The sequence below is a fragment of the Leadbetterella sp. DM7 genome (assembly GCF_040829825.2).
Classification (GTDB): Bacteria; Bacteroidota; Bacteroidia; order Cytophagales; family Spirosomataceae; genus Leadbetterella.
Map to the genome: position 1 here is coordinate 50,138 of NZ_JBFOLH020000002.1, position 13,818 is coordinate 63,955.

16 protein-coding genes are annotated in these 13,818 nt (G+C 48.4%); 7 read left to right on the top strand and 9 right to left on the bottom strand.

From position 1 onward, the window contains the following. The first annotated feature begins 23 nt into the window (after positions 1–23). From AB2U10_RS02045 to AB2U10_RS02060, 4 genes are all read left to right on the top strand, one after another. Complete coding sequence (locus AB2U10_RS02045; RefSeq protein ID WP_367916209.1) at positions 24–2,291, top strand: aconitate hydratase; 2,268 nt, start codon at positions 24–26, stop codon at positions 2,289–2,291. Between the two features lie 259 nt (positions 2,292–2,550). Continuing rightward, on the top strand, positions 2,551–2,907 hold the full coding sequence (locus AB2U10_RS02050; protein ID WP_367916208.1) for a DUF4260 domain-containing protein: 357 nt from the start codon (positions 2,551–2,553) through the stop codon (positions 2,905–2,907). A 179-nt stretch (positions 2,908–3,086) separates the two neighbouring features. Beyond that, entirely contained in the window at positions 3,087–3,920 is an 834-nt protein-coding gene (locus AB2U10_RS02055) for a sugar phosphate isomerase/epimerase family protein (protein WP_367916207.1), read from the top strand. An 8-nt stretch (positions 3,921–3,928) separates the two neighbouring features. After that, entirely contained in the window at positions 3,929–4,297 is a 369-nt protein-coding gene (locus tag AB2U10_RS02060; RefSeq protein ID WP_367916206.1) for a CoA-binding protein, read from the top strand. Here the strand turns inward: AB2U10_RS02060 and AB2U10_RS02065 are convergent. The 9 genes from AB2U10_RS02065 to AB2U10_RS02105 are packed head-to-tail and all read right to left on the bottom strand — an operon-like array spanning position 4,292 to position 9,992. After that, on the bottom strand, positions 4,292–4,471 hold the full coding sequence (locus AB2U10_RS02065) for a type II toxin-antitoxin system PemK/MazF family toxin (RefSeq protein WP_367916205.1): 180 nt from the start codon (positions 4,469–4,471) through the stop codon (positions 4,292–4,294). The genes AB2U10_RS02060 and AB2U10_RS02065 overlap by 6 nt on opposite strands. A gap of 54 nt (positions 4,472–4,525) precedes the next feature. Then, positions 4,526–5,035, bottom strand: a complete 510-nt coding sequence (locus tag AB2U10_RS02070) for a hypothetical protein (protein WP_367916204.1) — start codon at positions 5,033–5,035, stop codon at positions 4,526–4,528. A gap of 37 nt (positions 5,036–5,072) precedes the next feature. Next, a complete protein-coding gene (locus AB2U10_RS02075; protein ID WP_367916203.1) occupies positions 5,073–5,846 on the bottom strand; it encodes a class I SAM-dependent methyltransferase in 774 nt (257 codons plus the stop codon). A 4-nt stretch (positions 5,847–5,850) separates the two neighbouring features. Beyond that, a complete protein-coding gene (locus tag AB2U10_RS02080; RefSeq protein ID WP_367916202.1) occupies positions 5,851–6,606 on the bottom strand; it encodes a DUF2249 domain-containing protein in 756 nt (251 codons plus the stop codon). 13 nt (positions 6,607–6,619) lie between these two features. Continuing rightward, positions 6,620–7,045 (bottom strand): RrF2 family transcriptional regulator, encoded by a 426-nt coding sequence (locus AB2U10_RS02085; protein ID WP_367916201.1) that lies wholly within the window; start codon positions 7,043–7,045, stop codon positions 6,620–6,622. A 10-nt stretch (positions 7,046–7,055) separates the two neighbouring features. Next, a complete protein-coding gene (locus AB2U10_RS02090; RefSeq protein ID WP_367916200.1) occupies positions 7,056–7,379 on the bottom strand; it encodes a metal-sulfur cluster assembly factor in 324 nt (107 codons plus the stop codon). Positions 7,380–7,381: 2 nt separating this feature from the next. Further along, entirely contained in the window at positions 7,382–8,659 is a 1,278-nt protein-coding gene (locus tag AB2U10_RS02095) for a cytochrome C oxidase subunit I (protein WP_367916199.1), read from the bottom strand. A 7-nt stretch (positions 8,660–8,666) separates the two neighbouring features. After that, on the bottom strand, positions 8,667–9,494 hold the full coding sequence (locus AB2U10_RS02100) for a DUF2249 domain-containing protein (protein ID WP_367916198.1): 828 nt from the start codon (positions 9,492–9,494) through the stop codon (positions 8,667–8,669). Positions 9,495–9,506: 12 nt separating this feature from the next. Further along, positions 9,507–9,992, bottom strand: coding sequence for a DUF2249 domain-containing protein (locus tag AB2U10_RS02105; protein ID WP_367916197.1), 486 nt, complete (start codon positions 9,990–9,992; stop codon positions 9,507–9,509). Positions 9,993–10,256: 264 nt separating this feature from the next. Here AB2U10_RS02105 and AB2U10_RS02110 point away from each other — a divergent pair, with 264 nt between their 5' ends. From AB2U10_RS02110 to AB2U10_RS02120, 3 genes are all read left to right on the top strand, one after another. Beyond that, positions 10,257–11,591: an alpha-L-fucosidase gene (locus AB2U10_RS02110; RefSeq protein ID WP_367916196.1), complete on the top strand. Its 1,335-nt coding sequence runs from the start codon at positions 10,257–10,259 to the stop codon at positions 11,589–11,591. Positions 11,592–11,704: 113 nt separating this feature from the next. Next, positions 11,705–12,466 carry an SDR family NAD(P)-dependent oxidoreductase gene (locus AB2U10_RS02115; RefSeq protein WP_367916195.1) on the top strand — a complete coding sequence of 254 codons (762 nt, stop codon included), beginning with the start codon at positions 11,705–11,707 and terminating at the stop codon, positions 12,464–12,466. 159 nt (positions 12,467–12,625) lie between these two features. Beyond that, positions 12,626–13,774, top strand: coding sequence for a PQQ-dependent sugar dehydrogenase (locus AB2U10_RS02120; protein WP_367916194.1), 1,149 nt, complete (start codon positions 12,626–12,628; stop codon positions 13,772–13,774). The last annotated feature ends 44 nt before the right edge of the window (positions 13,775–13,818 follow it).

The following is a 13,818-nucleotide window of genomic DNA, read 5'->3' on the forward strand; positions in this document are numbered from 1 at the left end:
TTAAGTGATAAATTTTTACAGATATGGTGTTTGACTTAGATATGATAAAAGTCGTTTACGCCCGCATTCCCGAGCGTGTGGAAGCTGCTAAAAGGCTTTTAGGAAGACCCATGACCTTATCGGAGAAGATTCTTTATGCCCATCTTTGGGAGAACCTTCCCGGTAAGCCCTATGCAAGAGGTGTAGATTATGTAGACTTTGCCCCTGACCGGGTAGCCATGCAGGATGCTACGGCCCAGATGGCTCTTCTGCAGTTTATGCAGGCCAAAAGAGAAAAGGTGGCCGTGCCGTCTACGGTGCACTGTGATCACCTGATCCAGGCCCGGGTTGGAGCAGCCGCCGATTTAAAGACCGCCACCGAAGCCAATAAGGAGGTATACGACTTTCTTTCATCGGTTTCCAACAAATACGGTATCGGCTTCTGGAAGGCCGGCGCGGGGATCATTCACCAGGTAGTGCTGGAGAACTACGCTTTTCCCGGCGGTATGATGATCGGTACCGACTCCCACACGCCCAATGCCGGCGGTTTGGGCATGGTGGCCATTGGTGTGGGCGGCGCAGACGCCTGTGACGTGATGTCAGGCCTGGCCTGGGAGCTGAAAATGCCCAGGCTGATCGGTGTGAAGCTGACGGGTACTCTCCGCGGATGGGCATCGCCCAAAGATATTATCCTGGAAGTGGCCGGAAGGCTGACCGTAAAAGGCGGTACCGGCGCTATTGTAGAGTACTTTGGTACCGGCGCCGACAAGCTTTCAGCTACCGGTAAAGGCACCATCTGTAACATGGGTGCGGAGATCGGCGCTACCACTTCCATTTTCGGATACGACAAGAAGATGGCCAGATACCTCATGGCAACCGGCAGGAGAAGCGTGGCCATTGGTGCCAACCGGATCAAAGACTATTTAAGGCCGGACCAGGAGTGCATCGATAACCCGCATGAATACTATGACCAGGTGATCGAGATCAACCTTTCGAAGCTGGAGCCGCGCATCAACGGTCCGTTTACGCCTGACCTGGCCTGGCCGCTTTCGAAATTCGCCGCCGCCGTGAAGAAAAACAAATGGCCGCAGGAGCTTTCGGTAGGCCTGATCGGGTCTTGTACCAACTCATCGTACGAAGACCTGACCCGCGCTGCATCTGTGGCTCAACAGGCCATTGACAAGCACATCAAAGCCAGGTCTGAGTATACCATTACACCGGGTTCTGAAATGGTACGGTTTACCGCCGAAAGAGATGGCCTGCTGGACACTTTCTCAAAAATCGGCGGGGTAGTGCTGGCCAACGCCTGCGGGCCGTGTATCGGGCAGTGGGCCCGTCACGGTGCCGAAAAGCAGGAACGGAACTCCATTATCACCTCCTTTAACCGGAACTTTGCCAAAAGAGCTGACGGTAACCCGAACACCCACTCCTTTGTGGCATCGCCCGAGGTAGTGACCGCATTCGCCATAGCCGGTGACCTGACGTTCAACCCGCAAAAAGATATGCTGACCAACGAAAAGGGTGAGCAGGTGAAGCTGGACCCGCCTTTGGGCATAGAGCTGCCTCCTCTGGGCTTTGACGTGATCGACGCCGGTTACCAGAAACCGGCAAGAAGCGGTAAAAACGTGAAGGTGAAGGTAAGTCCCAAATCTGACCGCCTGCAGCTGCTGGATCCGTTCCGGCCGTGGGAAGGCACCGACCTGACCGGGCTGAAGCTCCTGATCAAAGCCAAAGGGAAATGCACCACTGACCATATCTCTATGGCCGGACCGTGGTTAAAATACCGTGGCCACCTGGATAATATTTCCAATAACCTGCTGATCGGTGCGGTAAACTTTGCCAACGATGCCACGAACAAGGTAAAGAACCAGCTAACCGGTGAATACGGCGAAGTGCCGGCCACCCAGCGTGCCTACAAGGCAGCGGGTATCGGTTCTATTGTAGTAGGTGACGAAAACTACGGTGAAGGCTCCTCGCGGGAGCACGCCGCCATGGAGCCGCGCCACCTGGGTGTACGGGCTATCCTGGTGAAGTCTTTTGCAAGGATCCACGAGACCAACCTGAAAAAGCAGGGTATGCTGGCGCTGACCTTTGCCAACCCGGCCGACTACGACAAGATACAGGAAGACGACACCTTTGATATCCTGGGACTGACCACCTTTGCACCGGGCAAGCCACTGACTGTGGTAGCGCACCACAAAGACGGCTCGAAAGACGAGATCATGGCAAACCACACCTACAACGAAGCCCAGATCGGCTGGTTTAAAGCCGGCTCCGCGTTGAATCTGATCGCGCAGGGACAGGAAGCATAGGTAATTGAAATAGCAAAGCTGATTGAGTCTGAACATATAACTCCCTGGTCGAAAGATCGGGGAGTTTTTTATTGCAAAATTAGTATCATTAATTATCCGGAGTTCAGATGGATTGACTATCGATGATATATATTTGCGATCATGCAAAAGGTATCTTTATGGCACAACACGAACGTACTATTGTTGTAACAGACGGGAGACAAATTGTGTTAACTAAGATGAATGGGATTGGGAATTAAAACATATTACGCCAAACAAGATGAATACCCTTTTGAAACTTGAAGAATTAGGGCAGTTTTTGCTTTCAATAGTTCTATTTAGTCAATTAGACTATGCATGGTGGGTCTTCCCTGCCTGTCTCCTGTTACCCGATTTTTCAATGATTGGTTATTGGGCAGGTTCTAAAACAGGTGCCTGGCTCTATAATTTTTTTCATCATAAATTCGTAGCCATTGCAGTTCTAATTCTGGGATTCTATTTAAATAATCCGCTAATTTCGTTAATAGGTATAATTCTGTTTGGACATTCAGCAATGGACAGATTTTTTGGTTACGGACTGAAATTCAAAGATGATTTTAAAAATACACATTTGGGTTGGATTGGAAAAAAGAATTAACTCAATACCCGGAGCCGATGACAAGCGGTTTTGCAAAAGAACGGGTTTGGACTAAATTATCATACCCGTGCAATCACAAAGCTTTTAAAAGGGTTCTTGAAAATCAATTATTTCAAACAGAATATGCTATTATTCTTCTCAAAATTTCTTATACTTGAGTCCATTTATCATTACACTATATGACTAACCGTAGAACCTTTGTAAGAAAGGGCCTGGGGGTGTTTGCTGCACTCTCTCTGCCTGTCATTCCAACAAAAGCCAGTCCGTCTTCAAAATACAAACCCAAACTGGGAGTTGCAGGCTATAGCTTTGTTAACTTTAACCTGGACGATTCACTCAAAATGATGAAAAGGATGCAGATACACTATTTATGCATCAAAGATTTTCATCTTCCTCTTAAGTCTACAGAAGCTGAAATAGCGGCTTTCCATAAAAAACTGGCAGATGCAGATGTAAAAGGTTATGCTGTGGGCCCGCTATACATGACCAAGAGCCTGGAAGAGATAGATAATGCCTTTGAATATGCCAAACGGGTGGGTGTAGATTTAATTATCGGTATTCCCCGCAAAGAAGATCTTGCCTACATCTCCGGAAAAGCAGATGAATACGGTATCCGGTATGCTATTCATAACCACGGTCCTGAAGATAAGCTGTATCCCAACTCAACCGTCATTTATGACCTGATCAAAAACCTGAGCCCCAAAATGGGCATTTGCTTTGATATGGGCCATAACGCCCGTGACGGACATGATTCTGTCAAGGATTTAAAACGGTATTCGACCCGTATTTTCGACATTCATTTAAAAAACATTACCGAGTCGGCAGGTACAGGTAAAACCACCGAACTAAGCAGGGGAGTAATAGATATCCCGGCCTTTGTCAAAGTTCTTAAGAGTGTTCAATACCCGGGTGTTTGCAGCCTGGAATTTGAGAAGGACATGAACGATCCCCTGGCCGGCATTGCTGAAAGTGCAGGCTATTTCAGAGGAGTGGTGGATGCAATATGCCAATAAATAAAAGAATGAAGAAAACACTGATTATCGGCGCCAGTCCGAACCCGTCGCGGTACGCGTACCTGGCCGCTGAAAGGTTATTGAATCACGGGATCGCCATAGAACTTCTGGGCAGGAGAAAAGGAGAGGTATCGGGTCAGCCCATTAAAACCCTCCCGTCTGAGATCAGCCGGGATATCCATACGGTTACCCTGTACCTGTCTGAACAGAATCAAAAAGAGTACGAAGATTTCATCCTGTCGTTAAAACCGGTACGGGTGATTTTTAACCCGGGGGCCGAAAACCCCGCTTTTGCAGCACGTCTTTCCGAAAATGGCATCGAAGCCGTAGAAGGCTGTACACTGGTGATGTTAAGTACGGGGCAATATAATTTATGAAAACATTTCGGAGAGTACCTGTATAACCTTCTTTTGCGCATTCGTATCCAGGTCTGCAATTTTGTTCCCCAGTCGTGCTTTATCTACAGACCGGATATGATCTAAGGCAATCTGTCCTTTTTTGTTAGCTACCGTACAGTTTACCCTTACAGGATACGCCTTTATTGTTACCACAATTAAAGTTCAGAACTTATTCTGTATCCCGTAAAAGACCGCACTTATAACCGCTCACAACGACATGATCTCGTCAAAATTAAATCCGGCCCTGGCCATAGAGCGTTTGGCCACATCAATGACATAGGCGGCTTCATTAAAAGGGTGAACCGGAACCAGCGTAACTTTCTGCAGGTTTTCCAGGATCTGCTGCGTTTCGTGTTGGGTCAGCTTTGCACAGGCTTCATACATGCCGCCCTGCTCTTCTTCCAGGATATCGTGTTGTTCCAGTATATAGGTAATTGCTTTAAGCACTTCAGGAGACGGGAAACAAACCATTAACGACGTTAAAGCACCGTGATCCAGGCGCAGCCTGGCCTGCAGGGGCAGCGGTTCTCCGCCATTGGCTTTCTGGGCCGCGGCAAAAAGAATCTTTTCCTCCATTTTTATGTGCGTCAGCAAGCCCACCCTGAACTCATGGTATTTTTCTAAATCCACCTGCTGCCCGCTGCGGGTCGCCTCTTCAAAAATGGCCTCAATACGCCTGTGGTCATTCGTAAAAAAATCATACAATGCTTTATTCATACCTGCTGGACCTGGTTTCAAAGTTCCGGAATACCCCTCATTTCTCAGCAATAATGGCGAAAGAGGTCATGTCTTTTTCAAACTTATTAAAAACAGCCCTCATTTCAAAGATTTTCTTTCTCTCCACAGGATGTGTGAGCACATTAAACCCGATTTTTAAGGTCCTTAAAATACCCTCGTCTTCAATAATCCGGTATACTTTCAACAGGTCCATTGGGTTTTCCTCTACGATTTTTATTGTAAATCCCTCGTTTTCCAAAAGTGTACACCACTCTTTCCGGGTCAGGGGCCTGGCGTTAACTTTAATAGTCCTGGCCAGGCCCTGCTGCACTTCTCTTTTGGCGTCGTCGGCCATGGTATCCGGGGTCAGACCCAGCTCATGAATGCCATAATAGCCGCCTTTTTTAAGAATCCGGTAGGCTTCCCTGATAATTTCCGATTTACGGTGGTCTGCCTGCATGGTAAGCATGGCTTCTCCGATTACTTTGTCTGCAGAACCCTCCCCCAGGCCGGTCTCAGATGCGCTTGCATTAATAATTCTGTACTTTTCCGAATTGATTTTCTTCTTTAAGCGATCGGCAGCCTCTTCGTTTAGTTCTATCCCGAAGTATTCCAGGGGTTGTTTAGACAAAAGAATATCGGCCGTGTAGCCAGTTCCGGGGGCAAATTCTACTACCGTATCACCGGTACGAATATTCAGCCCGTCAATCAGCTTTTGCGTGAGCACTTTTCCGCCCGGGCGCAAAACCCGTTTCCCCATCCTGGCCAATATCCAGTGCCCCTGTTCCGTGTTCATGGTCTGGTGGCTCATACACCTACTCTTTTACTTTGACCACTCTCACCTTCCAGACTTCCGGACCTTTCTCTATATACTCCCAGCGGAAGGGCTCTTTGCTTTCCGCTTCCATCTGGTAATACAACGGCTTGGGGTCGTGATCGTTGATAAATTCGAAGGCTTCTCCCGCCCGGATATCGGCAAATGCCCTGTAAAACATTTCATGCCTTTCGGTAGGCGGAAAGGGCCGGAGGTCAAATTCATTGACTACGGAAAAGCCGTCGTCACCCAGGCCACTGTTGTCCTGCTTGGTGATATGAACCACAAATTCGTCATCTGTTTTCTTTTTGTAGATCCATTTGTGCTTCCCCTCAAATTTGCTGATGAAGATCCCGTGTATTTCAGCCGGATCTTCTGCCGAGATAAGCTCCATGGTTGTGTTTTGCTCCATCATACCGTACCGGTGAAAAACAATCTGCTTCCAGTCTTTCGGGTCTGCTTTTCTTAAGTCGAGCAGAGTAGATATATCTTCAAATTCAATCCCTTTCGACTCTTCCAGGCGGGTTACTTCCACTTTCCATTCCCTTCCGCCCCGGTTCAGGTACTCCCAGCCCACCACATCACCGTAAATAGAGCGAAGCTCATAAAATAAAGGAAGCGGATCATGATCGTTGATAAACACGAAATCATCGCCTACCGGCAGATCTTTAAATAGCTTTATCAATAATTCGTGCCTTTTAATGGGGATCAGCTCCCGCACGTCTAACTCTCCTGCTGTATTTTTTTCAAGTATCATTTTTAAACTATATTTAATCGATAAGATAAGATAATCCGTTGGTAACCGAGCCGCAGAGGTCGCCCACCTTTCTTTCCCTGAATATCTTTTCCATTAATTCACGTGCCACCTTGTATTCATTGTGAATGGGACACGGATGAGTGGCAGAGCATTTGCTTAAGCCGAGCCCGCATTCCCGGAAAACGGTATCGCCCTCAATAGCTTCAACAATATGGATAATGGCCTGCCCCTGCTGCTCCTGATTCAGGTAAAAGCCCCCGGTGGGTCCCTTTAAGCTGTTAATGATCTTTTTCCGGGCCAGTAGCTGCAATATTTTACCCACCGTGTGCTCACTTGCATTTATCCTGCCCGATATTTCTTTTATGTTGATTTTATCCCCGCTTCTGCCCGAAAGATAAATAACTGCCTTGATGGCCGTTTTACATGTATAACTCAGCATATGGTTTTGTTTATCGTCCTAAAAATTCCCGTCCTTCCGGCGTAATTTTATTCATATCCCAGGGCGGATTGAAAGAGAGATTCACATGCACTTCCCAACCCGGGAATGAACCGCTCAGCGAGTCGGTTGCATCGGTGGTTATGGCTTCGCCCATAGGACAGAACTGGGAGGTCAGGGTCATGACACATTCCAGTCTTTTGCCGGTTTCATCAAAATTAATTTCATAGACCAATCCCAGGTCTACAATATTCAAGCCGATCTCCGGGTCATATACATTGTACAGATCCAGCAGGGCATGATTGCATTTTTCCTTATTATTGGTGATAATATCCATAGTTATTTTGATTTATGAGTGGCAATGATCAGCACGTTATACACATACAAAACCGCTGCAAGAACCAGGGCCAGGGCACCCGTCTTTAAAACCACCGGGTTTAAACTGATAATGCCCGCGATAAAAATAATAAAACCGGCCAGGTAGCTGTATAGCATTCCTTTATAAATACGTTCATTAAATAATTCTTTGGGTGCAGGTGTCTTTGCCTGGTGCGCTTTGTTGTGATAAACCCGGTTCCAGACAATAAACGGCATGGTCTTAAAGGTCATTCCCAGAATGATGGCGGTTATCCAGCCGAAGAAAATACAAAAACCATACACGAGTGCTGCTTGCGGGAATTTGTCGCCCGGCAGGAAAAACAATGCGATCACGAGTGCCAGGATAGGCAAAAGCATCTGGGCTACTGAAATCAAAGAGGTTTTTACCTGCTGGTCAACACTTTTCCGGATCCTGACCCGGTAGGCCAGGTAGCAATGCCGGCCAAATAAGAAAACAGCCACCAGGCCGCAGGCAATGGGAATATAAAACAGCCCCACAGGAAAATCACAAAGATACAACCCTGAAAAGCTGATTAGCGCCAGGTTCATCAGGGCAAAAATCAGCCACAACACCTTGTCATTTGTATATTTGGAGATCAAAAACATGGGAATCAGCCTCGACCCCACCCCTATCACCATGAATACAAACCAGCCGATAATGCCCAGGTGCGCATGAACGGACAGGAACTCGACCGAGTTGCGGTCAAAGACAGGCAAGCTAAAATTGCATACCAGCAACAAGCCGAAAAAAGTGGTGACCAGCAACCACAGGGCGGCGGCGATCACAAACCAGGCATGTACGTTTCTCTGGTCACTTTTAAAAGAGCTGGCCCATACATTGAGCACATAGAATACAACCCCAATATTGATCAGAACCGCACCCGTTTGTGCCGGTAAGCCCATATCAAAAACATAAAACCCGAAAACCAGAACCGGTATACCCACCGCAGAAAAGCCAAATGTCAGGTAGGCCAGGAGATCACTGTCCAGCTTCCCCTCTACCAACACCGGCAAAAGCTGGTGCGATGCCCCGTAAATGATCATGGTGCCCCACGCTAATGCCATGGTATGCGTAACAGCCAGGGTATGCGGGTTGAAATAATGGGCTCCCACGGCATCCGTACTGAATAAAAGCAGGATCGTGCCCGATAAAAACCCCAGGGAGGCATAGATATAAAAGGGCAAAACCACTTTGTAATTGGTTGTTTTCTGTAGCCCGCCGATAACAGGAGAAATCATGAGGAGACTATTTATTTCTGAATATTAAAAGATAAACCTCACCGTCGCGGACTTCCTTTATCCGGTATTCAAAATCTCTATCTTTCAGCTCGGTAAGAAGAAAAACAGGTATTCTTTTGTGGTAGACATACAGGGCCTTGCCTTCCGGCAGGGTTTCCAGGTTTTCGAGGATGGTCATCATGGGCCCCGGCATTTCCAGGTGACGCACATCAATTTCCACCCGTTTATTTTCGAAGTGCTTCAGCAGGTTCTCCCAGTCGCCCGGTACCTGCACCTCTTCCCCGGGAAGAACCACCTCCTGCGACACGTTTGCCCCGTCTGGCTTATAGAAATAGGTTTCAACGGTATCGGCATCTCTGCCATCAACAAACGCCTGAAACCCCTGCTTTTCCAATAATTTGATCAGCGGAACCGGCTCAAAACTATTGATGATCACCAGTACCTCGCCGGGGTTTAATGATTTTACCTTTTGCTGGATATACTTCAAAGGATCATTCCCCTCGGCCAGCATGGCGCGCACATCAAGGTAAACCAGGCGCTCAGGCGCTATATGCTGCAGGTATTCCGGCTTCTCTTTTTTCGCAGTATTTTCACCGGAGGCAGCCGGCGAGCTATCGGCCTCAAAACCCAGAGGCGCCAGTGCCTTAAAGAAATCTTCAGGCCTGCACCCGCCAATTTTTGAAGCCATGGCAATGCTGGTTCTGCCGGCCATCAGCTTTCTTAAAACAGGATTTCTCAGCTTTTTGAAATCAGGACTGAGCGTAACAATGGTTTCCAAAGCATCGGGATGATGTTTCAGCAATGCCGCAATCTTAGTTTGTTCATTGATTAACATATCGTTGGAATATTATTTTAAGCTCACCCGGATATCCCACCACAACGGTCCCTCCCGGAGGTATTGCCACGTAAAAGTATCACCGTGCTCCGCCTGCAATTGATAATAAACCGGCCTGGGGTCATGGTCATTGTGGATAATAAACGTTTCTCCCGGCTCCAGGCTTTCAAAAAGATGAAAGATCAAAGCATGCTTTTGCCGGGGTTCAAGAACGGGAATATTCAGGATAATATCGTTTTCTTTTTCGGTCGGGATAAGCGGAACCTGCCGGGTTACTTTGATATCCCACCACTCCGGTCCCTTCTGGAGATATTCCCACGAAAAAATATTTCCACGAAGGTTCATAAGCTGGTGCTGAACAGGCATCGGGTCGTGATTATTGTGAATCACTAGGTACTCCCCTTCTTTGAGCGTATTGAATACATTAAAAATGGTCTGGTGCCTTAACCGGGGCTCAAGCTCCTGAACGTTGATGATATTTTCGGTCGCTGCTGACATGCGTAAAGTATTTATGTTTTTTAATTCAGGGCAAATATAGGTAATTTTTAGAAATAAAAGTATTAAAGTACTTTTATTCTTTTATATTTTCAAAAAGGTAGCCGGGCACAGAACTTATCCGGGGTTCATGGGGCCATATCAAAAAATAATTTACATTTGTATCGGACGAAACCGGGCTGCCCGTCTGCTGAACGGTGCGCATCCGGGCTTTTGAGCAAGACGTATTGAGACAACCTGATACGGTTAAAACATAAAACATGCCTTATGAAAAAAATTATTCTTTCCCTTTCACTCCTTGCTCTTATTTTCGGGAAAAGTCACGCACAGGAAGATAAAGCCGCCTGGTTCAAAGAAGCCCGGTTCGGGATGTTTGTTCACTGGGGACTTTACAGCATACTGGGCGGCAGCTACCAAGGAAGAACGTTGCCCGACAAGTCATTACCCAACGGGAACAGCTGGTACGCCGAATGGGTACAGGCCCGCCTGGAAGTGCCCGAATCAGAATACAGGAAGCTGGCGGGCCGGTTTAACCCGGAATCTTTTGATGCTGATGCCTGGATCCGGGAAGCCCGGAATGCCGGGATGAAATATTTTGTAATTACGGCCAAGCACCACGACGGTTTCGCCTTGTGGGACTCTGAAGTTTCTACTTACGACATAGGCGCTACCCCTTTCAAAAACCGGGATATCCTGGGCGAGCTGGTGGCCGCATGCAGGAAATACGGCTTAAAGTACGGATTTTATTACTCTCACTGGCACGACTGGGAACAAAAAGGCGGAGCAAAACCGCACTGGATCCAGAAGCAGCCCACCCAGGAAGAGTTTGAGCAATACTGGCAAAGCAAATCGCTGCCCCAGGTCAGGGAACTGCTCACCCGTTACGACCCCGATATGCTGTGGTTTGACACCTGGGATAACGAGGCGGCTCCCCTTATTACGCCTGAACGCCGCGACGAGCTGATAAAAACGGTGCGAAGCCTCAGCAGCAAATGCCTCATTAACGGGCGGATCGCCATGCACAACCCGGGAGATGAAATAGATTTCCTGGAAATGATGGACAATGTTTACCCCAAAACCCTTCAGGCCAAGCCCTGGCAAACCCCGGCCACTATGCAGCGCTCATGGGGCTATCATGCCGGGGACTACAACTGGAAACCGGCCAACCAGATGCTGAGATACCTGGTCAGTAATGCCAGCAAAGGCGGGAACTACCTGCTCAATGTAGGCCCGGATGCGCAGGGCAGCTTGCCCTTGCCGGCCGTTCAGCGGCTTCGCGAAATGGGAGCCTGGTTGCTGACCAACGGGGAGTCGGTCTTCCAGACTCAACCGGTGACCGGTATAACGGCAATTACCCCAAATGTGTTTTTAACCTGGAGGCCGGTAAAAACATTGTATGCCGGGGTAGCTGAGCCCCCCGAAAACAACCGGGTTATTATCGATACGAAAGGCCGTAAGGTTACCGGCTGCCACCTCCTGGAAACCGGGATGCCCTTAAGCTACACGTTCAACAGCTCCGGCCAGCTGGAGATCACCCTGCCCGATGCCCCCAGGTACGACTCCTCCATCCGGGAGATAAAAATTGAGCTGGCGGACGAGTAGTTTTGGATAAAGGGAAATCCTGTTCCTTATCATACCCCCATATGACGAAACTAATATTTATTGGTATTTATTCATTTTAACTTTGAATAAGTAATCAATAAATATAGTGTATCATGGGAAAATTAGAAAATAAAGTTGCTGTCATCACCGGCGGATCCGGTGCGATAGGGGCCACCACTGCCGGCCTGTTTTTGCAGGAAGGCGCCCGGGTAGTGATTGTGGATATCAATGAAGAAGCCCTGAAAAAGGCTGTAGCCGAACTGAACAGCCCGAATGTAAGCTATATAGCCGCCGATGTAACCCGGGCTGAAGATGTGCAGAAGTATGTACAGCACACCGTAAGCACCTTTGGAAAAATAGATATATTCTTCAATAATGCCGGTATTGAGGGAGTGGTGAAACCCATCACCGAATATCCTGAGGAAGTATTTGATAAGGTGATTTCCGTTAACGTAAAAGGTGTATGGCTGGGCATGAAATACGTGATCCCAGAAATGAACGACGGCGGGAGCATCATCAATACCTCTTCCGTAGCAGGTCTTATGGGCTTCACGTCTATGTCGGCTTACGTGACCAGCAAACATGCGGTGATCGGCCTGACCCGTACCGTAGCACACGAAGTGGCCCCCAGGGGTATCCGTGTCAACTCGGTACACCCGGCACCTGTAGACAACCGCATGATGCGCTCGCTGGAAGAAGGATTTGCCCCCGGACAGGGCGAAGAGGTGAAGAAAGGATTTGAGGCCAGTATCCCCATGAAAAAATATGCGACCAACGAGGATATCGCCAGGGGAGTGCTGTTCCTGGCTTCCGACGACAGCCGGTTTATCACCGGGATGAAGCTGGTGATTGACGGCGGGATGACCATGGCTTAAACGGAAAGACGGCCCGGTTATAAACAACGGCTTAATGCAGGGTTTTGATAATGCAGGCGGGGTTCCCTAAACCGGAGCCCTGCCTGATTTTTATTTAAACATTCTTGAAAATGAAGCTGATTTCTTATCTTTACTTCATAAAAACTAATCTGATAAAAAATGAAAAGTGCATTATTGCTGTTGTTTGGCTTTATAACCTTTGCGTCATGTGCCCAGCCTTCCGCCACCCAGGAAGAGGAAATCACCCGGCCATCGGCGGGCGGCCCGGAGCTGACCACTGAAACTATCCTGGGCGACAGAGGCGCGGTATGGGGTTTTAAATTTCTGCCTGACGGTGCTATCATCTTCACGGAAAGATCCGGGAAGATCGGGATACTTGCGAACGGAAAAGTGACGGAGCTCTCCGGAGTACCCAAAGTGGCTTACGAAAGCCAGGGCGGCCTGCTCGACATCACTTTACACCCCGATTATGCAAAGAACGGCTGGATTTACACCACCTATCTCGAAAATGCAGGCGGTAATTCAAGAATGAATCTCATTCGCTTTAAGGTCAAAAACAATGCCCTTAGCGATATCCAGAACCTTCATACCACTTCTTCTACCAACAAGTGGCGCGGGCATAACGGCAGCCGGATCGTCTTTGACAACAACGGCTATCTTTTCTGGAGCGTGGGTGAAGGAGGCCCGGAAAGCCGTGGCGGCGCCAATTCTCCCAACAAGAACGCCCAGAACGTAAAAGAATCGTGGGGCAAGGTGCACCGCATGACCGATGACGGTAAAGTTCCGGCCGATAACCCTGTTCTTCCCGGAAACAACGCTCCTACCACGGTATACACTTACGGACACAGAAACCCGCAGGGACTGGCATTGAACCCCTCAACCAACGAAATCTGGGAAACCGAGCACGGCCCCAGAGGTGGCGATGAGCTCAACCTGATCAAAAAAGGAGAAAACTATGGCTGGCCCCTGGTTTCTTACGGTATTAACTACGACGGTGCCGATATTTCGGGCAAAAAGCATGCAGGCTATAAAGAGCCGGTTTTCCAGTGGACACCCTCTATCGGTGCCTGCGGACTGGCCTACCTGACCTCTGACAAATACGGCGACTGGAAAGGCAGCTTCTTTGCCGGCGGACTGGCATTGAATCATGTATCGAGGATCTATTTCGAAAACGGCACCGCCAAAGAAGAAGTGATCCTGAAAGATGTGGGCCGTGTGAGAGATGTGGTTCAGGGACCCGACGGTTACCTGTATCTTTCGCTGGAAGGCCCCGGCCGGATCGTGAAGGTAGTCCCTAAGAAGAAATAGGGTCAGATATGAATTGGGTTCCCGGTTACGTTCGGGCGTAGCCG